General features: G+C 69.4%; 18 protein-coding genes and 4 pseudogenes. 14 read left to right on the plus strand and 8 right to left on the minus strand.

Annotation, left to right across the window (positions count from 1 at the left end; genetic code table 11):
* The first annotated feature begins 118 nt into the window (after window positions 1–118).
* From ACQEV2_RS41115 to ACQEV2_RS41135, 5 genes are all read left to right on the plus strand, one after another.
* The gene (locus ACQEV2_RS41115; RefSeq protein WP_433053895.1) at window positions 119–358 is read left to right on the plus strand and encodes a hypothetical protein; all 240 of its coding nucleotides are present in this window, start codon (window positions 119–121) and stop codon (window positions 356–358) included.
* Window positions 355–789 carry a hypothetical protein gene (locus ACQEV2_RS41120; RefSeq protein WP_433053898.1) on the plus strand — a complete coding sequence of 145 codons (435 nt, stop codon included), beginning with the start codon at window positions 355–357 and terminating at the stop codon, window positions 787–789. The genes ACQEV2_RS41115 and ACQEV2_RS41120 overlap by 4 nt, the downstream gene beginning before the upstream one ends.
* A gap of 65 nt (window positions 790–854) precedes the next feature.
* Complete coding sequence (locus tag ACQEV2_RS41125) at window positions 855–1,958, plus strand: tyrosine-type recombinase/integrase (RefSeq protein ID WP_433053901.1); 1,104 nt, start codon at window positions 855–857, stop codon at window positions 1,956–1,958.
* Window positions 1,959–1,972: 14 nt separating this feature from the next.
* The gene (locus ACQEV2_RS41130) at window positions 1,973–2,320 is read left to right on the plus strand and encodes a helix-turn-helix domain-containing protein (RefSeq protein WP_433053904.1); all 348 of its coding nucleotides are present in this window, start codon (window positions 1,973–1,975) and stop codon (window positions 2,318–2,320) included.
* Window positions 2,317–4,722, plus strand: coding sequence for a site-specific integrase (locus tag ACQEV2_RS41135; protein ID WP_433053906.1), 2,406 nt, complete (start codon window positions 2,317–2,319; stop codon window positions 4,720–4,722). Before ACQEV2_RS41130 ends, ACQEV2_RS41135 begins: the two co-directional genes overlap by 4 nt.
* A gap of 81 nt (window positions 4,723–4,803) precedes the next feature.
* Here the strand turns inward: ACQEV2_RS41135 and ACQEV2_RS41140 are convergent, their stop codons facing one another.
* Entirely contained in the window at window positions 4,804–9,138 is a 4,335-nt protein-coding gene (locus ACQEV2_RS41140) for a caspase family protein (protein ID WP_433055199.1), read from the minus strand.
* 32 nt (window positions 9,139–9,170) lie between these two features.
* A complete protein-coding gene (locus tag ACQEV2_RS41145; RefSeq protein ID WP_433053909.1) occupies window positions 9,171–10,043 on the minus strand; it encodes a hypothetical protein in 873 nt (290 codons plus the stop codon).
* A 145-nt stretch (window positions 10,044–10,188) separates the two neighbouring features.
* Between ACQEV2_RS41145 and ACQEV2_RS41150 the strand changes: the two genes are divergently transcribed.
* Together ACQEV2_RS41150 and ACQEV2_RS41155 are read left to right on the plus strand one after the other, a co-directional pair.
* Window positions 10,189–10,710: a hypothetical protein gene (locus tag ACQEV2_RS41150; protein WP_433053912.1), complete on the plus strand. Its 522-nt coding sequence runs from the start codon at window positions 10,189–10,191 to the stop codon at window positions 10,708–10,710.
* Complete coding sequence (locus tag ACQEV2_RS41155; protein WP_433053915.1) at window positions 10,707–11,375, plus strand: hypothetical protein; 669 nt, start codon at window positions 10,707–10,709, stop codon at window positions 11,373–11,375. Before ACQEV2_RS41150 ends, ACQEV2_RS41155 begins: the two co-directional genes overlap by 4 nt.
* Here ACQEV2_RS41155 and ACQEV2_RS41160 read toward each other — a convergent pair.
* Complete coding sequence (locus ACQEV2_RS41160; protein WP_433053918.1) at window positions 11,266–12,138, minus strand: class I SAM-dependent methyltransferase; 873 nt, start codon at window positions 12,136–12,138, stop codon at window positions 11,266–11,268. The genes ACQEV2_RS41155 and ACQEV2_RS41160 overlap by 110 nt on opposite strands.
* A gap of 128 nt (window positions 12,139–12,266) precedes the next feature.
* Window positions 12,267–12,857 carry a helix-turn-helix domain-containing protein gene (locus tag ACQEV2_RS41165; RefSeq protein WP_363112803.1) on the minus strand — a complete coding sequence of 197 codons (591 nt, stop codon included), beginning with the start codon at window positions 12,855–12,857 and terminating at the stop codon, window positions 12,267–12,269.
* Window positions 12,858–12,954: 97 nt separating this feature from the next.
* Between ACQEV2_RS41165 and ACQEV2_RS41170 the strand changes: the two are divergent.
* Both ACQEV2_RS41170 and ACQEV2_RS41175 read left to right on the plus strand, forming a co-directional pair.
* Window positions 12,955–13,959 (plus strand): annotated as a pseudogene (locus ACQEV2_RS41170) (NAD(P)/FAD-dependent oxidoreductase); the annotation flags it as partial.
* A 135-nt stretch (window positions 13,960–14,094) separates the two neighbouring features.
* Window positions 14,095–15,687: an MFS transporter gene (locus ACQEV2_RS41175; RefSeq protein WP_433053921.1), complete on the plus strand. Its 1,593-nt coding sequence runs from the start codon at window positions 14,095–14,097 to the stop codon at window positions 15,685–15,687.
* A 295-nt stretch (window positions 15,688–15,982) separates the two neighbouring features.
* On the opposite strand, the gene ACQEV2_RS41180 is transcribed toward ACQEV2_RS41175, so the two are convergent.
* Complete coding sequence (locus tag ACQEV2_RS41180; RefSeq protein ID WP_433053924.1) at window positions 15,983–16,183, minus strand: hypothetical protein; 201 nt, start codon at window positions 16,181–16,183, stop codon at window positions 15,983–15,985.
* Window positions 16,184–16,598: 415 nt separating this feature from the next.
* Entirely contained in the window at window positions 16,599–17,369 is a 771-nt protein-coding gene (locus ACQEV2_RS41185; RefSeq protein WP_433053927.1) for an alpha/beta fold hydrolase, read from the minus strand.
* A 166-nt stretch (window positions 17,370–17,535) separates the two neighbouring features.
* On the opposite strand from ACQEV2_RS41185, the pseudogene ACQEV2_RS41190 reads away from it, so the two are divergent.
* The 3 genes and pseudogenes from ACQEV2_RS41190 to ACQEV2_RS41200 form a co-directional block, all read left to right on the plus strand.
* Window positions 17,536–17,878: pseudogene (locus ACQEV2_RS41190) on the plus strand (GmrSD restriction endonuclease domain-containing protein); the annotation flags it as partial.
* Window positions 17,879–18,162: 284 nt separating this feature from the next.
* Window positions 18,163–18,336 (plus strand): hypothetical protein, encoded by a 174-nt coding sequence (locus tag ACQEV2_RS41195; RefSeq protein ID WP_433053930.1) that lies wholly within the window; start codon window positions 18,163–18,165, stop codon window positions 18,334–18,336.
* 22 nt (window positions 18,337–18,358) lie between these two features.
* The gene (locus ACQEV2_RS41200) at window positions 18,359–19,000 is read left to right on the plus strand and encodes a carbonic anhydrase (RefSeq protein WP_433053933.1); all 642 of its coding nucleotides are present in this window, start codon (window positions 18,359–18,361) and stop codon (window positions 18,998–19,000) included.
* A 193-nt stretch (window positions 19,001–19,193) separates the two neighbouring features.
* Here the strand turns inward: ACQEV2_RS41200 and ACQEV2_RS41205 are convergent.
* Both ACQEV2_RS41205 and ACQEV2_RS41210 read right to left on the minus strand, forming a co-directional pair.
* Window positions 19,194–19,601 (minus strand): annotated as a pseudogene (locus ACQEV2_RS41205) (Sua5 family C-terminal domain-containing protein); the annotation flags it as partial.
* Between the two features lie 95 nt (window positions 19,602–19,696).
* Window positions 19,697–20,428 (minus strand): TetR/AcrR family transcriptional regulator, encoded by a 732-nt coding sequence (locus ACQEV2_RS41210; RefSeq protein WP_433053936.1) that lies wholly within the window; start codon window positions 20,426–20,428, stop codon window positions 19,697–19,699.
* 92 nt (window positions 20,429–20,520) lie between these two features.
* Here ACQEV2_RS41210 and ACQEV2_RS41215 point away from each other — a divergent pair, with 92 nt between their 5' ends.
* Both ACQEV2_RS41215 and ACQEV2_RS41220 read left to right on the plus strand, forming a co-directional pair.
* On the plus strand, window positions 20,521–21,555 hold the full coding sequence (locus tag ACQEV2_RS41215) for an amidohydrolase family protein (protein ID WP_433053939.1): 1,035 nt from the start codon (window positions 20,521–20,523) through the stop codon (window positions 21,553–21,555).
* Between the two features lie 35 nt (window positions 21,556–21,590).
* Window positions 21,591–22,254 (plus strand): annotated as a pseudogene (locus ACQEV2_RS41220) (transposase).
* Window position 22,255 lies beyond the last annotated feature (1 nt).

The raw sequence follows: 22,255 nt of genomic DNA on the forward strand, positions 1-22,255 counted from the left end.
CTGGCGGCAGGCCGCCCTGGATCGGCCCGGCCCGTGCCCGCTCCGCGCCCCGGTCACCGGCACACTCGGCGGCATCCCCTGGAGAGAGGCCGTCGACTACACCGAAACAGGCTTCCTGATGCGCCAGTTGGGCACGGCGTGCCTCATCGTCATCGCCTATCTGACCGGGATGCGTCCCGGCGAGGCGGCCGGACTGCGCAGCGGCTGCTGCCCCGACCCGCAGCCGGACAGTGCGGGGCGCAAAGGGCGGCACTTGATCACGAGCACCGTGTACAAGACCGCCCGCGACGAAGACGGCAACCACCGCTCCGAGGGCGAAGTCCGCGATGTTCCCTGGTGGCCATCGCCCCCGTCGTGAACGCCATCCGTGTCCTGGAACGCATGGTTCCCCAAGGACAGCTGCTGTTCGACCACCACGCCCACGACCTGCGCGGCACCCGGACCGGCACCGGCTCCCTCACCGTGCACACTCTGGGCATCCGAGTGGAGGACTTCATCACCTGGGCCAACCACGAGGCAACCGCCCACGGGCTGGCCCTTGAGATCATCCCGCCGGATCCGCACGGGAGAATCGGTACCGAACGGTTCCGCAGGAGCCTGGCCTGGCACATCGCCCGCCGCGCCGGGGGCCTGGTCGCGCTCGCAATTCAGTACGGCCATCTGCGGACTTCCGTATCGGCCGGATATGCCGACCCTCGGGAATTGCATCAGATGGGCGAGAAGTCGCAGGTCGCCAGCTCATGGCGCCACCTTCACGGTCTCCGACGTTACTACGAACTAACGGCCTGAACAGGCATGTTGCCGAGGTGATCCCGTTTGATGCATGATCTGCCCTCCAGAAGGGATGGTCTGGAGTGGTGCATCAGCAGAAGGTGGCCCTGGCCGGGGCGGCTCGTCTGGAGCTCGTGTCCGGGGTGGTTCATCTGCGTCCGGAGGATGCGATGTTCGACGCGATGCTGCGGGGCTGGAGGGCTCAGCAGAAGTCGCGCGGCTTGAAGGACGAGACGATCGACCCCAAGGAACGGCTCGTCCGCCGGTTTCTCGAGTTCGCGAACGACTACCCGTGGCGGTGGACGCCGGCCCACATGGACGAGTGGTCCGCCACGCTGACGGGCGAGAAGCATCTGGCGCCGTCCACGATCCGCAGCTACCAGGGCGACATCAGGCTGTTCACCGAGTTCCTCATCGACGGCCGCTACGGCTGGGGACCTGCCTGCGAGGAAGCCTTCGGCGTCCACCCGGTGGCGATCGCTCACGAGTGGAACACCCTGCCCCACCTGCAGGACTACGAAGGCGATCCGGAAGCAAGGCCGTTCACCCGCGAAGAACTGCAGCGGTTCCTCGACTATGCCGATGACCAGGTCGCACGCGCCGTGAAGTCCAAGCGCAAGGGTGCCCTCGCGGCCTACCGGGACGCCACCCTCTTCAAGGTCATCTACGGCTGGGGCCTTCGCCGGACCGAGACGTCCAAGCTGGACGTGATCGACTTCGGACGGAACCCGAAGGCTCGCCAGTTCGGCCGGTACGGCACGCTCAACGTCCGCTACGGCAAGGCGAAGAAGGGCCAGCCGCCGCGACGGCGGAACGTGCTGTCGGTGATGGACTGGGCTGTCGAGGCGGTCGAGGACTACGTCGAGAATGTCCGGCCACGCTTCGGGTTCCCCGATCACCCGGCTCTGTGGATCACCGAACGCGGGGGACGTCTGCAGCCGAGCTCGATCAACGACCGGTTCAATGCATACCGGGACGCACTAAAGCTCCCAAAAGAACTAGTTCCGCACTCAATTCGTCATTCTTACGTCACGCATCTGACCGAGGACGGGGTGGACCGGCGCTTCATTCAGCAGCAGGTCGGTCACGAGTGCGACAGCTCCACGGCCATCTACACGCACGTCAGCGACGACTTCATGAACACTGCCTTGAGCAAGGCACTGGCCCCGGCGTTCGCCGGCGTCTGACGAGGAAGGACCCGATGATGGCCGCCAAGCTCGACTACCACTGGCACCTGCGCAAGGTCATGGCGGACCGCGGGATGTTCTCCACCACCGACCTCATCCCGCCCCTGAAGGAACGCGGCATCAGTCTGTCGTCGAGCCAGGTCTATCGGCTTGTCGTCGAGCGACCCGAACGCCTCAGCCTGAAGATCCTCATGGCTCTGCTGGACATCCTCGACTGCACCATGGACGACCTCATCGAGCCCATCGCCGTGGCCGGCTCCGCGGCGAAGCCGAAGAGGGCCGCAGCAGGCGGGGCTTCGGTCTCCGAAGGAGTCGGTGACCTGCGGCCTCGGCGGGCCCGGATCAGCGGAGTTGACCGGTGACCGGTCTTGCCGAGGAGGTCATTGCGGATCCGGTCGGCCTGGTCGTGCGGCTGGTCGGAAACGTCGAAAAGCACCTGTCCGCCGAGCACGTCCGCGACATTGTCCTCACGGTCGTACGCGCACGAGCCGGTCGCCGCAGCCTCGCCCAGGCCCTGCACGATGACCCGTCGCTGCTGCGGACCGGACAGCCACCGGCGCCCTACTGCGTTGCCAAACTGCTGATGGCCCTGCACGATGCCGGCGCCCAGAACGTCGCACTGCCCCGTTGCGGCGAGTGCGGACGCGCATGCCGCTACGTCGGCAGCAGCACCGGAGGACGGTGGGGATGCTCACCCTGCTTCGACAAGTCGGCCGTCTGCGCGGGCTGCCATGAAGAACGACGCGTCACCAGCCGGGACCGCAACGGCGAGCCGCGCTGCGCGAACTGCCCTGACACCGACGGCGATCCGCTGCGGGAACTCACCGAGCTGATCACGGGCTTCGATCCCGCCCTCGACACCGACGTGGTCCTGGCCGCGCTCGGACGCGCCACCGTCCGGCCCGCCGGACAGCGCCGCCTGGCCTGGGCCGTCGTCGCCCGCCCCGAGCTGCTGACCGGTGCCGGTTACGAAGCACCCACCCCGGCCGCCCTGCGGTTCATCAACGAGCTCGTCGATGCCGGGGCGACCAAGGTCGTCCGGCCGGCCTGCCCGCGCTGCCACGAAGTGAAGGCGCTGTCCAAACTGCTGAAGGGCAAGAGGATCTGCCGGGCCTGCTTCGCCCGCCACGCGGCCGTCCTCTGCTTCGGCTGCGGCGCCATGCGCGAGCCCGCCACCCGGGACGCCGAGGGCCGACCGCTGTGTCCGAACTGCATGATCAGGCAGCCCGCGAATCTGGAGGAGTGCGTCGGCTGCGGCCGCCGCATGCCCGTCGCGAACCGGCTGCCTGACGGCCCGCGTTGCCAGAACTGCCGGCCGAGGATCACCGCGGAGTGCGGCATCTGCGGGCGGACGGCGCTCTGCGACATGTCCCGGGCCACCGGCCAGCCCTGGTGCGACCGCTGCCAGCAGCGATGGGTGACCTGCAGCAGCTGCGGCACCGTCGCCCAGGCCCGCAGCGGCACCTGGGAGGCGCCGTTGTGCGCGAAGTGCACCAATCCCGACCCCAACTTCTGGGGCCGCTGCCCGGTCTGCACCATCACCTGGCAGCTCAGCACCCGTCCCTGCCAGCGATGCGTTCTCGATCAGCGAGTACGCGACCTCCTCGGCGACGCCACCGGGGCCATCCGTCCCGAACTCACCCCGTTCCACGAGGCGTTGATGAGCTCCGAGCGTCCGGACGTCGCCTTCGCCTGGGTCTCCCGCTCCCAGGCCCGTGACCTACTGGAACGCATAGGACGCGACGAGCGGCCCGTCACCCACGAGGTCCTCGACGAACTGCCCCCGGGCAAGGTGCTGGCCCATCTGCGCAGTGTCCTGGTCGCGACTGGAGCCCTGCCGCCCCGCGACGAGCGCCTCATCTCCCTGGAGAAATGGATCACTGCGACGGTCCAGGCCCGCAGTGACCTCGCCGAGCGCCGGATCCTGCACGGCTACGCGGTCTGGCACCACCTGCGCCGATTCCGGCGCCGCCTCGGCGAAGAGCACGCCACCCGGCTCCAGGACCTGAACGTGCGCTGCCACGTCACCGCGGCGAACAACTTCCTCGAATGGCTCACCGGTGAAGGGCTCACGCTGGGGACCTGCACCCAGACGGACCTGGAACGCTGGATGGCCGACTCCACGGTCAGCTACCGCGACGAGACCGGCCACTTCGTCCGCTGGTCGGTACAGCACCGACATGCCCACGGCCTGACCTACGGCACCGTCCGCTGGACCGGTCCGCTCGGCACCATCGACAGCGAGAAACGCTGGACCGACGCCCGCCGCCTCCTCAACGACGACACGCTGCCGACCCCGGACCGCGTCGCGGGACTGCTGCTGATCCTCTACGCACAGAAGATCTCCACCATTAGCCAGCTCACCGTCGATGACGTCCACATCGGCAACGACACCGTCTCCATCACGTTCGGCACCTCGCCGGTCCTCCTCCCCGCGCCGCTCGCCGGTCTGGTCCGCGAAGTGGTCGCGACCCGCCACGGCAAGGCCAAGATCGGCACCCCCGACGACGTCCCTTGGCTGTTCCCAGGAGGGCACCCCGGGCGCCCTCTCACCGACAGCCAGATCGGCAAACGCCTCCACACCATCGGGATCCGGCCCAAACAAGACCGGTCCACCGCACTGTTCACTCTCGCCACTGAGCTCCCCGCCGCGATCCTGGCCCGGACGCTCGGGGTCCACATCAAAGTCGCCGTCCAGTGGCAGCAGGCGTCAGCCGGGGACTGGGCCGCCTACGCCGCCGACGTCAGTCAGCGACGAGCTTGATGGGCCGACGTCAGTCAGCGACGAACTTGATGGCAGCCCTCGACCTGCGACGTTGGCAGGTGGTGGCGGTGGTTCTTTCGGTCAGGGCACCTTGTGTGCAGAGCATCGGCGGAAGACTGCTACGTCCTTGCCCATGCCCACGACGAGATCTCCGTCGGAGGTGAGTGCGACAGCGCGGGGACCGGGCACCGTCAGGATGCCTGCGGGCTCGCAGGAACGCAGATTCCACAGCCGTACCGTATTGTCACCCGCAGTGACGACGGCGAGAGGCGTGCCGTCCACCACCGCGCACGCCACCGCCGACACCACCCCGGTGTGGCCGGTCAGAGGCTGGCCGACTTGGGTCCTGGTGGTCAGGTCCCACACGCGCACCGTCCCGTCCGAACCACCGGTGACGGCGAGGGGGGTGCCGTCCACCACCGCGCACGCCACCGCCGACACCACCCCGGTGTGGCCGGTCAAGGGTCGGCTGGTCGGGGTCTCGGCAGTTAGGTCCCACACCCGCACAGTCCTATCGGAACTGCCGGTGACTGCGAGAAGGGTGCCGTTCACTACCGCGCACGCCACCGTCCGTACGTAGCCGGTGTGGCCGGTCAGAGTCTGGCTGGTCCCGGCGGCCAGATCCCACACGTTGACTTTCTCGCTGTTGCCGACGACGGCGAGGGGGGTGCCGTCGACCATCGTGCACACCCCTGCCTCTACTGCCCCAAAGAGGCCAGTCACGGGGCGGCCGATCGGCGTCCCCGAGGCCAGATCCCATAGCTGGGCCCTGTGCGGGTGCCTGTTGAATTCGAGGGTGACGGCAAGGGGGTTGCCGTCCGCCACCGCCAGTACCTTGCCGGTGTCGCCAGCTAGTGGCTGGCTGACTCTGGCCCCGGAGGCCAGATCCCATAGCTGGATGGTGTTGCTGCCGAGGGTGATGGCAACGGGGGTGCCGTCAGGGGACTGCGCTCGCCACCGCGCTCTCGGCGGTGTCCTACGGCCTGGCTGCGGCGATCGCGGGCGGCGACGGTTCACCACCGCGCACGCCACGATCTGCACCTGGCCGGTGTGGCCGGTCAGGGGTCGGATCGCCGGGATCTCGGCGGTCAGGTCCCACACCCGCACCCCGTCATCACCCGCAGTGACGGCGACGGATGTGCCGTTCACCACCGCGCACGCTACAGCGTTCACTGCCCTGTTGTGGTGGCCCAGGGCTCGGCCGACCGGGGTGTCGACGGTCAGGTCCCACACCCGCACCATCCCATCGGAACCGCCGGTGATGGCGACGGGGGTGTTGTCGACCACCGTGCACGCCAACGCCTGAATCGGGCTGGCGGGGCCGGGCAGATGTCGGCGGACGGGTGTCTCGGTAGCCAGGTCCCACACTCGCACCCCGTCATCACCCGCAGTGACGACGGCGGCGGTGCCGCCCACCACCGTCCATGCCACCGCCCGTACCGGGCTTAGGCTCACTACCCCGCTTGGGCGTGACCGGCCGTAGCCGGTCAGATCTTGGCGGACTGGGATCTTGGACGCCAGATCCCACACCCGCACGGTCCCGAGCTGGCTGCTGGTGGTAGTGAGGGGGATGCCATCAACCACCGCGCAGGCCACCGCCGCTACCTCGCCGATATGGCCGGTCAGCGGCTGGCCGACTTGGGTCCGGGAGGTGAGGTCCCACAACAGTACGGTCCCGTCGGTGCCGCCGACGGTGACGGCGAGCAGGGTGCCGTCCACCACCGTGCACGCCACTCCCTGCACGAAGGTGTGGCCGGTCAACGGCGAGCCGACCAGCTTCCCGGTAGTCAGGTTCCATAGCCGCAGGGTCCCATCGGAGCCGCTGCCGGTGATGGCGAGGGGGGTTCCATCCACCACCGCGCACGCCACCGCCGACACCACGCCGGTGTGGCCGGTCAGAGGCTGGCCGACCTGGGTCCCGGTGGTCAGGTCCCAGAGCCGCACAGTCCCATCGGAACCGCCGGTGACGGCGACGGGGGAACCGTCCACCACCGTGCACGCCACTGCGTTCACCGGCATGGTGTGGCCAGTCAACGTATCCCGAAGCGCTGGCGAAAAGTCGCCCCCCGTAGCCCACTGAGCCACCCACTCCTCCTCTGGCACCCTCTGAGCCAGCCCCTGCCGCAGTTCTGTGGCCCCAGCCCGGGCCGCGTCAAGGACGAGAACCTGTCGGCGTGCCGCCGCAGTCGCTGCCGCATGGATCCCGACAGACGTGCGATAGACCGCCGCGGACAGCCGGGCAGAGTCACTGTGCGCGTGGTGCAGGTGCCGGATGAGCCCACGTGGGATGGCGTGGACGAGGTATTCAGTGTCGCCGAGGACGTCGTCCAGGTGGCCAGCCGCCGTCGCGTGGGCTGCGAGATAGCGGAGCGTGTACGGATGGGCGCGAGACCAGTCGAGCGAGCCATCGATGCAGTAAGGGACCCGACTGATGAGGACCTCGGCGAAGGCCGCATGGACCGCCTTCCGGTCGGCGCCGTCGTGCAGGTGTTCGGCCAGGGCCTGGTGATACAAACGGTAGGCCGACCGGGCGGACTCGGTGGCTTCCACGACGTACGAGCCGGCCGCGCGCCGCAGCCACAGCACGTCGTCGTCCGTGTAAGCGAGGCCGGAGATCGCGGAGGCCAGGGGCGCCCAGATGTCCTCCCAGGGCAGGCCCTGGCCCTCAGCGAAGGCCAGCGGCCGCAGCAGGTCGACGGCCCGTAGGGCGTCCGAGCCGAGACGGTGGGTGAGGTCGTCGCGCATAGCCTGCCCCGGCAGGCGAGGTAGGGCGTCGCGCCATGCCCGGTCCGACGGGTCGGGGACGACGTCGTCGGCCGAGGCCAGGGTACTGGCGATGATGCGGGCGACGAGGAACGATGTCCCGGCGGCCTCGGCGACCGCTTCCGCCACCGGCCGCAGCACCTGGACCTGGCGCCGGTAGGGGGAGGAGGGGTGGGCTTCCAGGAGGTTGCGGACGGTGTAGGCGAGAAGGGCCTGCTGGTCGGCGTAGCGGGGGGCGTCGAGGTCGACGACCTGCTCGCGTTGGGCGTGGTGGTGCGGGTCGAGGCCGAGGCGATCCAGCAGATAGGGGCGTGTGCCCAGGAGCAGCCGGATCCGACCGCCGGAGTGGCCGATCAGCGGGCGCAGGATCCGAGAGCACAGGGTTTCGGGGGTGGCGGCCTCGTCGAGGGCGTCGACGAGCACCGTGAACGGCCGCCCGTCGGCCGGTGGGTCCAGGGCCTCGAGCAGTTCGCCGACGGTGTCGGCGCGCACCTTGGCCGCGGCGGCAATGCCCTGCAGGACGTCGGTGTCGGTGAGGTTCTGGGCATAGACGGCGACGTCGATCGCCCCCGCGTCGGGTACCAGATGCGGAGCGAGGCCGAGCGCGTCGACGGGTACGGTGCGACGGCGTCCGGCGTGGGACAGAGCGGCGATCAGACCGAGTACGGCGGTCTTGCCCGACCCTGGACCGGCCGTAACCACCCGGCAGACCGACCCGAGGTCTGTAGCGGGCGTGCGCAGCCAGTCGACGAGGTCGGCGAGCGCAGCATGACGGCCGCAAAACCACCAGCCTTGTTCGGCGTCTCCGTGGTAACCCATGGCGCGAACCAGCAGCCGGTTGGTGAGTTCTGTCTCGCGGCGCCGGGCGTGTTCGTCGAACTCTGCGGCCTGCTGGATGGCCAGATCCACATCGGTCAGCCGCGTGCTGTGGCGAGGGTTGGCCAGGAACGCGGGCGGCTCCCCCGTCAGCCCGATCAGGGACAGGCTGATGCGCTGGAAACCGGGCCGATCGGGATGGTCGTTCATCTGCTGCACCACCGCGGACACCGACAGCACGTCCGGACCGTGCCCTGCCGTGGCCTGGCTGCCCACGGCCTCGTCAAGCAGACGGGGGAAGAGACCGGCCTGCGCCTGCTGATGCGGCTGGGCCGAGGAGACGATCACCAGTCCCGAACCGGTGGTCCGCCCCCACTGCGCGCCAATGCGGCCCAGCGCCGCCGCAGCCAGTTCGTTGCCGCCCTGCCCGGAGAAGCAAGTGTCCAGCACCAGCAGCAGCCGTCGCACCTTGGTGTCCCGCAGGATCACCCGGGCCAGCTCCCCCGTGGGCAGGGCGTAGGCGATGTCGTCTGGATCGGTGTCGGCGGTAAGCAGCACATGATCGCCACCGTCGTCAAGGACCTCCCCGTGCCCGGAGATATACACCGCCAGCAGGTCGTCCTCACGCCGGTCCGCCGACTTGCAGAACGCCCGTAGCTCATCGGTCAGTTGGGCCCGAGTGGGATCTAGGCCGAGGGCGGTCTGATGCCGGTAGCCCAGCTCGCGGGTGAACAGGTCGATGACGCGCTCGCGGGCCGCGGCCAGCTCGGGCCGGTCCCAGTCGGGGCACTTCGGGTACCGCGCGACAGCCGTGGCGATCAGGAACCGGCGCGGCACGCCCGCACCGACCTCGTTGGTCGCCGAGGTACTCATTCCAGGCCCGCCACGATCGCTCGCCCGCACAGCGCGTCGGTCAGGTACGCGGTCGCGTCGTGCGCGTGAGAACCGTTGTGGACCAGCGCCGAGCGCACGGCATTGCCGAACGCCGGGCGCAGGTCCTTCACCAAGGCCACGACATCATCCTGGTCGGCGAGGTTCGTCCACGCAAGGCGCTCCCCTCCCGGCCAGATGCCCCGCGCCGTGCCGCCTAGCTCCTGTGGCTTCGGCTCCAGCCGGTGCAGGATCAGGTTCGGGATGCCCAGTGGCGAGCCGAGGGTGACCAGAGCCCGCACTTGGTGCCCGGGCCGGGCGCACAACGCCTCATAGGCGACCACCGACCCCAGGGAGTGGGCCACCACCACCCGGGTGTCCTCGCCCAGAGCCGCCAGCACCCGGCCTCGGGCCTGAGCCCGCACGCCCGGGTCGAGCAGATACCGGTGCACCTGTTTCACGTCGAAGACCATCGCGCGCAGCGCCACCCCGGCGAAGAAGCGCGACGCCGAAAGCGCCCGCAACGCCGCCTGCACCGACCGCGGCGTCGTCACCAGCGTATCCGCCGCATCCGGGGGCACCACCGCCGGATCGGTCTCCGCCGCCGCCCGCCACCACGCCAGCAGCAACTCCCGCTCGAAACCCTCACCGACATCTGCGGCACGGTACCGAGGATCGCCCACAGCGAGAAGCTGCCCCGCCGGACGGAAGACATCCCCGTAGAACGCCATCGCCACGTCCGACCGCGCAACCGCGCCATCCTCCCCAGCGCGGCGCAACCCATCGGCCATCGCGGGCCACCACTCCGTCAGGAGCGTTTCCTCGCCCAGTACTTGCTTGCCGATCCCATGGACCGCCACCACACGCGCCACCCGCACCCCCGAACTCGCTGGCCACCGATAGCACTGTAGAGGCCGCCGTACGTCGCATCAGTCAAGACAGACAAACCGGCCCAAGCCGATGCGCGCCGCACACACGCGTCAGACATTCCGACAGTTCCAATACCCGACTCCACCATTGGCACGCAGCCGGGACGGCATCCACGACCTCCTCGACGTCGAGACGGCCCGCGCCACCATCGACACCGTCGCCGACCTGAATGCCGCTCTCGAGGACGGCCTCGGCAGCTCCGGGCCCGCCGCCCGCCGGGCCATCACAGCCGCCGCAACCGCACCCCAGGACACCGGCACCGTCATCACCGCCCGGCAGGCCCGCCAGGTCCTCGCCAACCCCCACCTGGCCGTCTACGACAATCCCCATACGCTGCTGATGTGCGTCTACAAGCGCGACAAGGCCCTGTGCCACTGCGGCCTCAAGAACACCCCCAGCCTCGACCAGTGCGTCCCAGCCTGCGCGAACATCGCCCGCACCGATCAGCACGCCGCCGGCCTCCGTCGCCGCGCCACCGCGCTTGACCAGCAGGCCGGCCACGTCCCCGGCCCGCTGGGCGCGCGACTGCGCGACAACGCCACCCGTCTGCGCGACCTCGCCGACGCCCACCACCGCACCCGCGCCACACTCCAGGACGGCACCTCATGAGCCGCGCCCCCGAGGAACGCGACCGTATCCGCGCGGCCATGGACCGCATCCTGCAGGGAGCCTCGCAGCACTCCAACGGCGCGCTGACGATCGTCGCCCTGGCCCAGGAAGCCGGCGTCCCGCGCAACGCGCTCACCCAGCGCCACCTCGACCTCAAGAACGACTTCTACGCGCAGGTCAGAGCGCGCGGGCAGGCGCCGCACTCCGAGATCCGTCTGCGCCAGAAGATCGTCAAACTGAAGGAGCTCTGCGCCAAGGACGCCACCGAGCTGGCCCAGCTGCGGACCGACGTCGAGCACTTCGTCCGCGCTGTGAACCAACTGACCGCGCACAACCGGCAGCTGCTCCATGCCCTGTCGCAGCCGGGCTCCCCGGTCCGGGCGCTGCCGACCCAGCCGCACCAGGCCGAAGCCACTGAGTCGCTGCCCGATGTCCCGTGCAAGTGGTGGCTTCGCCGCAAAGTGCAGCTGATCAGCGGGACGAAAGGCGTACCCGGCCGTTCACCGCCCGCGGGCTCGGAGGCGGGCCCGCCCTGGCGGGAGGAACCATCCGTGGTCAGATGCGGCGGGCGGCCCAGACGGTGCGCTCGGTGCGTACCGTCAGGTCGTCGCGGCGCAGGATGCTGTGCGGGCTGCTGGTGTCGAGGAGCTGGTCGAGCGCGGTGAGGTCCTCGGGGGAGAGTCTGTCTGCGATGACGCTGCGGATGCGCTGCAGGACGCCGGTGGCGTAGCGGCCGATCGCTTCGCTGCGGGAGCCTTCGAGGTTCACGGCGATGGTGCGTTCGCCCTCGACGGTGAAGCCGGCGGCGGTCAGCAGCGGGCCCCAGTCGGCGCCGCGATGGGGCATGTGTTCGGCTTGGCGGCGGTCGGCTGCGGCGTGGACGCGCTCTTCCAGGCCGGGCTGGTCCTCGGAGGCGCTTTCGGGCAGGAAGCGGGGGTGGCCGGCCAGTTCGACGACGGCGAACAGGCCGCCGGGCGCGAGCGTGTCGTGGACGGTGCGCAGTGCGCGGTCGGGGTGGGCCATGTGGTGCATCGAGGCCGATGCCCAGACCAGGTCTGGTGAGCCGAGGTCGGGCCAGGCATCGTCGTCGAGGTCGGCCTGCACCGTGCGTACGCGCTCCTGGACGCCGCGGGTGCACGCCGTGGTGCGCAGGCGCTGCAGGAGTTCGGCGGAGGCGTCGACGGCGGTGACATGCGCGTCGGGGAAGCGGTCCAAGAGGGCGAAGGTGCCCGCGCCCGTGCCGCAGCCCAGGTCCACGATGCGGTGCGGGACGGACTGCAGCGGCAGCCATGCGGTGATGGAGGCGGTGTGCTCGGCGAGGACCTCGGCGTCCAGGTCGAGGATCTCCGCCTGGCCGTCCATTGCGTGCTCGTGGTGGTGACCGTGCGAAGCGCCGTGGTGGGGGGTGTCGGTGTGTGCGTGGTTCATGCTCTTCACACTAAGATGGATATGCGCCTACAGCATGAAGTGTCCCTGTTTACGCAAGGTGATGGTCGAGGGCGCTGCCCGACGCGCAAGATGCCACCGCCAGGGAAGGCCGTCGCGCGGCCTCACGGTCACTCGGGAGCGCCCTGGGTGTCGTCGCCACTGTCGCTCTGGTGCCCGCGGCGGGCGTCGCGGTCGAAGATGCCCAGGATCTCGCAGGGCCCGCCGTCGGCGCCGATCGCGTGCGGCATCATCGTGGGGAACTCGGCGGCCTGGTTGGTCTCGAGCCGGAAACGGCGGTGGCCGAGCATGAGGATCGCCGTGCCGGACAGGACGACGAGCCATTCGCGCCCCGGGTGGGCACGCATGCGCGCCGGGTTCTCGGGGGGCGGTTCGGTCATGCGCTGGCGCACCACGCTCATCCCGGGGTCGGCCTTGATGGTCCAGCGCATCCGGCCGTGGGTGCTGTCGATCGTCGGGCTGGTGACGACGTCGTCGGTGGCGGTCTCCACGAGCTGATCGAGTGTGGTGTCCAGGGCGCGGGCGAGGGTGACCAGCTGATCCAGTGCGAGGCGGCGCTGGCCGTTCTCGATGCGGCTCAGTGAGGACTGGCTGAGGTGGGCGCGGGAGGCCAATTCCTCCAGCGACCAGCCCTGCGCCACCCGCAAGGCACGGATGCGTTTGCGTACGAGGCTGTCCAGATCTCCATCTTCTTGCGTCATGAGCAACAGTGTATGCCTTTGACGCAACTCCGGCTTAACGTCGTGTGCGGCTGGTCCGCAACGTCTGGGACCAGTGGACGAGGAAAGGCAGGAGGCCATGGCTGTGACAACTTCTCCATACGCGAGTGACGCACTGCCCGGTGGGACCGTCGATGCGGTGGTGATCGGCGGGGTCGCGGCCGGGCTGAACGGTGCGGCGATGCTCGCCCGCTCCCGCCGCTCGGTCGTCGTGATCGACAGCGGCTCCCCACGCAAGGCGCCCGCCGAGGCCATACACGGCTTCATCGTCCTGGACGGCACCCCTCCCCCCGAGATCCTTCAGCGAGGCCGGGAGCAAGTGCGCCAGTTCGGAGGGCGCGTCGTCTTCGGTGAGGTGACCTCGGCCGAGCCCGCCGCCCCGTCGACGGACGGGGATCTGCGGTTCACCATCACCCTGGCCGACGGACTGAGCGTGAGTGCGCGCCGGGTCCTGGTGGCCACCGGCCTGAAGGACGTGCTGCCCGAGGTCCCCGGCCTCGCCGAGCACTGGGGCCACGGTGTGGTCCACTGCCCGTACTGCCACGGCTGGGAGGTGCGCGATCAGCCCATCGGCATCCTCGCCACCGGCCCGGCCTCCATCGGCCACGCATTCCTGTTCCGGTAGCTGACCGAGGACCTGACCTACTTCAGCCACGGCACTCACCCGGATGAGGCCACCCGCGCCCGCTTTGCCGCCCGCAACATCCGCATCGTCGACACCCCGGTGCAGGAGGTCGTCAACAGCGAGGACGGCACCCTCGCCGGCGTGCGCCTGGCCGACGGCCAGGTCGTGGCCCGCCGCGTCCTCGCGGTCGCCGCCCGGATGGAAGACCGCGCCGAGGGCCTGGACGGTCTGAAGCCGCCGATGCAGGACCTGCCCGACAACATGGCCCGCGGCATCGCCACCGGCATGGCGGGCACCACCGAGGTGCCGGGCGTGTGGGCGGCAGGCAACGCCACCGACCTTGCCGCCCAGGTCGGCGCCTCCGCGGCGGCCGGCGCCCTGGCCGGCTCCCACATCAACAGCGTGCTGGCCACCGCAGACACCGACGCGGCCCTCGCCGCAGCCCAGGGCGCAACTCCCGCCCTCTGGCATCCGGCGCGGCACCAGCCGCTGCACGCCCTCGATGCGTGCGGGGCACGGGCCCCGCCCACCCCCTTCACCCGGCGACCGGCCCTGCTCCGGCGCTGACTCAGCATGCCCTTTTGAGAGGAATCCATGAGTACGAACCAGCCCGTACCGGCCACGCAAGCCGGCGGCCGGGGCGCCCCCGACGCGCGTCAGCTGCGCACGATCCTGACCACCGTCTCCATCGCCCTGATGGCGGTCATCGCCTCGGTGACCGGGCTGAACGTTGCGCAGACCCACATGGCCGTGGAATTCGCCGCCTCCCAGAGCACGGTTCTGTGGATCATCAACATCTACACCCTCGCCCTGGCCGCGCTGCTGCTGCCGCTCGGCGCCCTGGGCGACCGCCTGGGCCGCAAGCCCGTGCTTGTCGCCGGACTGAGCGTGTTCGGCATTGCTACCGTGGTCGCGGGCCTGGCCCCGACGGCGGAAGTGATGCTCGCCGCCCGCGTGGCCAGCGGCATCGGCGCCGCCATGATCATGCCGATCACGCTCGCCGTCATCACCTCCACCTTCCCCGAAGACCAGCGCGGCAAGGCGATCGGCGTGTGGACCGGTGTCGCCGGAGGCGGCGGCATCCTGGGCATGTTCCTCTCCGCGCTCCTCGTCGACGTCGCCGAATGGCGCTGGCTGTTCGTCCTGCCCGCGGTCCTGGTCCTCGTGGCGCTGGCCATGACGCTGAAGTCGGTTCCCAACTCCCGCGAGACCTCGGCCCATCGATTCGACACCGTCGGCGCGCTGGTCTCCAGCTTCGCTGTGGTCGGCCTCATCTTCGTCCTGCAGGAGGGCCCCGAACGCGGCTGGACCGCGCCCGAGACGCTGATCAGCCTGACCGTCGGCCTCATCGCCACCATCGGTTTCGTAGCCTGGGAGCTGCACCGCCGCGACGCCTCCCTGCTGGACGTGCGCCTGTTCCGGGAGCGCGGACTGTCGGGCGGCTCGATCACGCTTCTGGTGGTCTTCGGTGTCCAGGCGGGCATCGGCGTGGTCCTCTTCCCGTTCTTCCAGGCCGTACTCGGCTGGTCGGGCCTGCTGTCCACGGTCGCGATGATGCCCATGGCCCTCGCGATGATGATGGCCTCCGGCCTGGCCCCCAAGCTGGCCGCAGGGATCGGCGCACGCTCGACCATGGTCGTGGGCATCGCACTGGCAAGCATCGGCATGGCGCTCATGGCGCTGTTCGTCTCCGTCAGCGGCGGCTACCTGTCCGTCCTGCCCGGCCTGCTCGCCATGGGCGTCGGCATGGGCCTGTCGATGACCCCGTCCACGGAGGCCATCACCGCCTCCCTGCCGCGCGAGAAGCAGGGCGTCGCCTCCGCCCTCAACGACGTCACCCGCGAATTCGGCACCGCACTCGGCGTCGCCCTGCTCGGCGCACTCGTGTCCGCCGGCTACCGCAACGCCATCGACGACAGGCTGCACGGCATCCCCCAAGGCGCTGCGGACACCGCCCGGGAAGGCGTCGCCACCGCCGTTGCGGTGGCGGGCAGCACCGGACCACACGCACCAGACGTGCTCCACGCGGCGCAGCAGTCATTCGTCGACGGCTGGCAGCAGGCCATGTGGGCAGGCTCCGTCATCATGGGCGCCCTGTTCATCTACATCGCCCTCCGCGGCCCCAAGAACACACCCTCCGCGATCGCGGACGAGACAGACCCCGCTGAGGCTGTCTCCGCCGGCTGACCGCACAACAGCCGGGCCACAGCAAGCAGACCACCCCGCGAGCACCGCGTTCACCCCCGACCAGGAAGCCGCTGAAGTCGAGCTGCCCCTGTCCGGGACCGAAGCGTCAAAAGGCGGTTGCTGCGACTCCCCGGTGGCGCTCCAGATACGCGCGTCCTCCGGAGGTTGCTGACTGCAATAGCAACCTCCGGCATGAGCGAGGCTGCGACCTGAACCAGAGGCCGGTCGCAGCCTCGCTCGTGCTGCGTGCACCATCTGACCCGCCCCTGGCCAGAGCATCCATGTGCGTTTGGGTTCAACACGCTGTACTTGACAGGGACGACTGACTGTCGACGTACAGCTTGTGGGCGAGCTGGGCTCCGCATCCGCCGAGCAGGAGCCCGCACCAGAACGTGTCGTGGACGTGAGAGCGGCGGAACCCGTCCAGCTCGATGGCTTCGGCCGGCAGTACGACGGGCACGTCCGAGTGCTCGTCTCCGATCACTGCTGTCTGCACCAGCCGCGTGTCCCGCACTACGACGACCCCCAATCGCCCGTGGTCAACGATAGATCTGCAGGCAGTGCGTGCGACAGCACTGTCAGTCATTCCTCCACTCTCGCGGAAGGCTGAGCAGGTCACGCCTCTAGCCCTCCGACCGAATCAGGTGCATGATCCTTTCCCCCCAACGCGACACGAAGCACACAGAAGGGGGCGACATTGGTCGGAAACGCCATGTCCGGACCCGAGCCACCGTGGTACGCGCCCGGGAGACCACCACGCTCGTACCTCTCGCGGACTGGTACGGCGGGCGGATCCTGGCGCCTGCGGAAACACGGATCATCGAGGCTGCTGACGCCCGCGCTGTTCCGGCTCGTCGCATCAGACGGGTTGCCGCCATGGCTCGTCCTGGACCGATGGAGCCGCCACAGTTCTACGCCGGCGCCCGCCGAATCGGTGCGAGGGTCGGCACGGGGTCTGACGTCAGAAAGTCAACGATGATCTGGTTGCAGAGCTCCGGTTTCTCCACGAGCAGGCCGTGCGAGGTGCCGGGGACGATTGCCAGCTCGCCTTCGGGAAGACCTCGGTAGAAGTCGATGGCGTGCTCAAGCATGACTTCGTCGTCGTCGCCCACCATGACCAGCGTGCGGCAATGGATCTTCTTCAGGTCGTCCGTGGTGAATTTGGGCCCGGCGGAGTGCATCTGGTTGAGTTTTTCGGCTACGACTGCGAAGTGGCCTTCCCCGTCGGGGGAGACGTCGCCGTAATGGCCAATCAGAAAGTCCGGTGGTTCGGGGTCAGGGTTGATCACCCCTTCGGCCCAGCCGGCGTTGTGGAAAACGCCGCCAACGCAGATCAACCGCTGCACCAGGTCCGGCCGCTTCACGGCCACCGTCAGGGCGACGATCGCCCCATCACTCATCCCGAGCAATCGCGCGGGACCGCCGACCACCTGCTCCAGGAAGAGGATCATGTCGTCGGCCATCAGGTCATAGCTGTAGGGGTCGTCGGTGTCGGGCGAGTGTCCGTGGCCGCGCCGCTCCGGCAGAAGGACCCGGAAGTGCGAGCTCAGTGCCTGCAGATTCGGCCCGAATGCCTGTGAGTCGACCCCAACACCGCCGGGGTGGAACAGGACGAGCGGCTTCCCCGCTCCTTGTTCGTCGTACCAGGTACAGACGCCGTTCAAGTAGACGTATGCCGCCATAGCAGGTCCTTCCTTGTAGCCGTATGCATCCGGTACTGCCGACCTGGCCGGGCGCTTTTCATCGGTGGCCCCGAAGCCGCCGCGGTCAGCCCAGGCCGGATGGGCGCTCGGTAGTTTCCGGCTCTCGGTCTGGTGAAGAGACGACTGACCGTACTTCTAAGCGGAGTTCAAGTACTGGAACAAGGGGCTGAACGCCACGGACGGCTGTGACACCCGGGGAGGTCATCCTTGCCGAGGCGTTGCTGGCCCCGGTAGTCGGGCCGAAGTGCGCGCTGACCGGCGGGCGGTGATGGTCGGAGTACGACCAGGTGTGGGTCACTTCGGCGGCGTCGCTCGACGTCGACCACATGGTCCCGCTCGCTGAGGCGTGGGATTCCGGGGCTGGGGCGTGGACGGCGGCGCGGCGTGAGGCGTACGCCAACGACCAGGGCGCGCCGAACAGCCTGATCGCCGTCTCCGGGACGTCCAACTGGTCCAAGGCGGAGAAGGACCCGGCGGACTGGCTGCCGGCGAGCGGGACGCGTTGAACCGCCTGGCCGAGGAATGCCCGACCACCACTGTCAGCTACGAGCGGGTCCGATAGGTCGCGGGGCATGAGCATCTCGGAGGCCGGCTGTCACTTTCCGTGGACGGTCACTTCACGCGAGTTTGGGGAGCCACTCGGCGGTCGTCTACGTGATCAATGCCGATGAGACTTGATGTCACTGTGCCACTGCGTCCGGCCCCGCGACTGGTGGGCGGTCCGCCCACGTTCGGCCGACGGCGCGGGCAGTGCCTCGCTCGTTGGGCGGGTGTGGACGAAGAACGGCGGGTTCTGGACCAGTGGCCGTATGGGGCGAGGCAGCAGGGCCGCGCGCTGAGGTTTCGCATCGAGGCCGTCCTGACCCAGCGACTGGGGATGCTGCCCAAGCCGTCGGCATCGGCCGACCCGGCGATGACCGAGGAGGCCAGGCGGTGCGACGGCTGATGCCGGCTCGTAGGCTGCGGCCATGACCGAGATCCAGAACCCGACGCCCCGCGACGCCTTCGAGCTGCTCATGGCCGGTAACCAGCGTTTCGTCTCCGGCATCCCCGAGCACCCGAACCAGGACGCCATACGCCGCACCGAGATCGCACCGGCCCAGCAGCCCTTCGCCGTGCTGTTCGGGTGCTCCGACTCGCGGCTGGCCGCCGAGATCATCTTCGACCGCGGTCTGGGCGACCTGTTCGTGGTGCGCACCGCGGGGCATGTCGCTGGTGCAGAAGTCCTCGGTTCCATCGAGTACGGCGTGAGCGTGCTCGACGCCCCGCTCGTCGTCGTGCTCGGCCACGACTCGTGCGGAGCCATCGCAGCAGCCTGTGCCGCAGCCGACGGTGGCAGGGTGCCCGGCGGCTTCGTCCGTGACGTTGTCGAACGGGTGACCCCGAGCGTGCTGGCGGCCCGCGCCGCCGGACGCGACCAGGCCGACGAGATCCTGGCCGAGCACATCGAGCACACTGTGGACCTTCTGCTGGAACGCTCCCGTGTCCTGGCCGAGCGGGTGGCCGCAGGCCGTCTTGGCGTGCTGGGGCTGTCCTACCGGCTGGCCGACGGCAGTGCACAGATCATTGCCTCACGCGGCCTCGATGCGGAGGTCCCGGCCGCGTCCTGACCATCCGGCTTCCCTGGCGTGAGTTGCCCCTGGTCGATCTCCTCCGGAATGGCACCGCCCGATGGCTCACGGAGCCGACCACGCGCCCAGCACCCCCTCCGCTGCGGGCTGCGAGGTGTGCCGGGGATGGGGAACGGTCGTGACCGACGGCGGGCGGCACGTGCTGTGCCCGGCCTGCCAGACCGGCGGGAGCTCAGCCGATTCCGTCACCAATCCGCCCGGTCCCCGCATCTGGGCGCAGTAGGGGCAGGGCGTCGGTGCCCGTTACACGGTGGGCCGGGGCCGGCCCCGCGGCGCGGCGGAGCCGGTTGGCGATCGCCGGTCCCAGCCCCTCCTCCACCGGCAAGGAGGCGACGATGAGGTCGCAGCCCTGCCGGTCGAGTTCGCGCAGGAACCCGTACAGCCCGCGCGCATAGAGGGCCAACGAACCGGGGACCGTCACCACCGCGTGCGCCTTCACCACAGCGTCGGCGAAGGCGGCAGGAAGAAAGACGCCCACCTGGTGTCCCAACTCCTGCGCCAACTCCGCTTCGGCGATGACCTTCTCCGGCTCGACCAGGACGACCCCGGCACGCGGCGCGTAGTGGGACGGATGCCGGCCTCGCGGGATCACGACGGTGCCCGCGTACAGGTGCCCGGCGGTGAGGCGGTGCAGGAGCGCCTCATCGCAGGGGCGAACGCACGAGCGTCGGCACTTCACCCGTCGGCGGCAAGGCGGGCCAGCCACTCCCTCAGCAGATCCTGCTCCGCGCTGCTGAGGGTCGTCTGTTCGGGCAGTGCGGCGTGCAAGGCGCGGGCGGCGCCTGCCGGGCCGGCGTCTTGCACGGCCGGCTGTTGGTTGGTGACGGCGGCGACCATGGCTTCCCGCAGAGTGGTCAAAAGGGCCGGGTTACGCCGGTCCTTGGGCAGGGACAGCCAGGTGAGCACCGCGCCGCGCGACGTGGCATGGATGATCTGGGCCGCGAGTTCCTCGTTGACCCGGAGCCAGCCGCCGGCGGCGAGGCGCCGGATACGGCCCCTCAGGATCTCCATGCCGGTTTTGAAGGCCGCCGAGGTGGCCCTCGTGGGTTCGCTGTACATCAGTGTGTACAGCGCGGGATTAGCCAGGCCGAACTCGACCGCGACGTCCCAGCCGGCTCTCAGGTCCTCGATCGGGTCCGCCGGGTCGGGGTCGACGCGCTTGGTGGCGAGAAACGCGGCGAAGCCGTGCTCGGCCACCGCGTCGAGCAGCCCGTCCTTGTCGCCGAACAGCCGGTAGATGGCCGGTGGCTGCAGGCCCGCCGCATCAGCGACCGCGCGAGTGGTGACCGCGTCGCGGCCCCCGCGCGTCAGCAGGCCGATGGCGGCCTCGATGACCCGCTGCCGGGCCTGTTCGCGACCGATGGCCGCAGCGTCGGCTGCGCTGCTCCCGCTCAATGGAGGTGACATGTATCAATGATACCGAATCAACGCTTCCAACGTTCGTATCAGTGATACGCTCTCGATGTTTCCATTGGAAATCGATCGTTGAGGAGCATCGCATGTCCGACCGACTGCGGATCACTGCATTGGAAGAGCACGTCGTCCTGCCCGCGATCATGGAGGCGTGGTCGCGGTCCGGAGTGCCGGAGCTGCCGAACCTGGGGTTCGGCGACAGCCCCATCGCCCAGCGGCTGCGAGACACCTCGGAGTTGAGGCTGGCGCACATGGACGACCAGGGAGTCGACGTGGCGGTGCTGTCGATCTCGACGCCGGGCGTGCAGAACCTGCCCGACTCGGATGCCGTCGCCGTGGCCCGCGACACCAACGACCAGCTCGCGGAGATCGTGGCCGGCAGGCCCGACCGGTTCCAGGCATTCGCGGCGATCCCCACTCAGTCGCCGTCGGCCGCGGCTGCGGAGCTGGAGCGGGCGGTCACCGAACTGGGCTTCCCGGGCGCCATGCTCTACGGTCGCACCGGATCCAAGCTCGCCGACGATCCCGGGTACGACGAGCTGTACGCCGCCGCTGAGCGACTGCGGGTCCCTCTCCACTTCCACCCGCAGATGCCTGTGCAGGCGGTGATCGACGCCTACTACTCGAACATCGGTCCCGTCGGGACAGCGCTGGCAGGGCCTGGGATCGGCTGGTACTACGACCTGGGCGTGCAGTACCTGCGGATGATCTTCTCCGGCGTCTTCGACCGGTACCCCGATCTCCAGGTGATCGCCGGCCACTGGGGAGAGGTTGTGCTCTTCTACCTCGACCACGTCGGGTGCCTCGCCGACGCCGGCGGCCTGGCTCGCCCGCTCGCCGACTACTTCCAGCAGAACTTCTGGGTCGCCGGTAGCGGCACGGTCAGCCCCCGCTACTTCCGCTGGGCAGCTGAGGTCGTGGGGACCGAACGGATGCTGTACTCCACCGACTACCCCTTCACCTACGGGTTCCGCCCCGCTGGCTTCCCCTTCCTGGACACCAGCGCCGGCGTCGCTCGTTCCTTCCTGGAGGACGCCCCGTTCACCGACGAGGAGAAGGCCGACATCGCGCACCGCAACTGGGAACACCTCACGTCCCGCGCCGCAACCCAAACCCGGTGACCCGGTGTCCCGTGATGGTGTTTGTGTTTCCGCAGATGTCTCTGGAGCCGCACCTGCCCGTCGCCGGGCTGCGCGGCGGACGGTGGACTGATCACCGGCAGGTGGTCAGCGGCATCCTGTTCCGGCCCAGGCCGGTGTCCCCTGGCGACATCTTCCGAAGCGGTTCGGCAACGGGAAGGGCAGTCCACGAGCGTCCCTGGCGCTGATCGACCGCCGGCACCTGGGACCGGATCGTGCACGCCGTGCAGCCCGATGCAGACCTGGCGGGCGGCTTGACCCGAACATGGTCGGCGTTGACCCCACCACCTGCCGGGCTTACCAGCGCGACGGTCCCGAGTCGGCCTGACCTCCAAGATCCACCTCGCCGGTGAGGGCGGCTGCCGTCCCCTGACACCTTCTGGGCAGGCCAGTCCAGGCCAGGGGGGCGGCGCACCCCAGTTCACCGAAGTCCCCGCGCGCATCCGCGTTGCCCGGCCTGGCGGCGGGCATCCCCGCGCCAGGCCGGACCGCGTCAGCGACGACAAGGCGTACAGCTCGCGCTGTAACCGCGCTTACCTGCGACTCTACAAACGTCGCAACGAAGCCGAGCGGACCATCAACCGGCTCAAACACCATCGGGCAGTCGTTACGCGTTACGACAAGTGGCCCGCTTCGCCTATCTCGCTGCGAACTTGGAGGTTAATCACGGTCAGAGCGTAGG

The sequence above is a fragment of the Streptomyces sp. CA-251387 genome, assembly GCF_050936625.1.
GTDB lineage: Bacteria > Actinomycetota > Actinomycetes > Streptomycetales > Streptomycetaceae > Streptomyces.

Coding starts and splice junctions, on each gene's coding strand:
- ACQEV2_RS41115 (WP_433053895.1), top strand. CDS start 119: ATGCGCCAGTTGGGCACGGCGTGCCTCATCGTCATCGCCTATCTGACC.
- ACQEV2_RS41130 (WP_433053904.1), top strand. CDS start 1,973: ATGATGGCCGCCAAGCTCGACTACCACTGGCACCTGCGCAAGGTCATG.
- ACQEV2_RS41155 (WP_433053915.1), top strand. CDS start 10,707: ATGAGCCGCGCCCCCGAGGAACGCGACCGTATCCGCGCGGCCATGGAC.
- ACQEV2_RS41160 (WP_433053918.1), bottom strand. CDS start 12,138: ATGAACCACGCACACACCGACACCCCCCACCACGGCGCTTCGCACGGT.
- ACQEV2_RS41165 (WP_363112803.1), bottom strand. CDS start 12,857: ATGACGCAAGAAGATGGAGATCTGGACAGCCTCGTACGCAAACGCATC.
- ACQEV2_RS41175 (WP_433053921.1), top strand. CDS start 14,095: ATGAGTACGAACCAGCCCGTACCGGCCACGCAAGCCGGCGGCCGGGGC.
- ACQEV2_RS41185 (WP_433053927.1), bottom strand. CDS start 17,369: ATGGCGGCATACGTCTACTTGAACGGCGTCTGTACCTGGTACGACGAA.
- ACQEV2_RS41200 (WP_433053933.1), top strand. CDS start 18,359: ATGACCGAGATCCAGAACCCGACGCCCCGCGACGCCTTCGAGCTGCTC.
- ACQEV2_RS41210 (WP_433053936.1), bottom strand. CDS start 20,428: ATGTCACCTCCATTGAGCGGGAGCAGCGCAGCCGACGCTGCGGCCATC.
- ACQEV2_RS41215 (WP_433053939.1), top strand. CDS start 20,521: ATGTCCGACCGACTGCGGATCACTGCATTGGAAGAGCACGTCGTCCTG.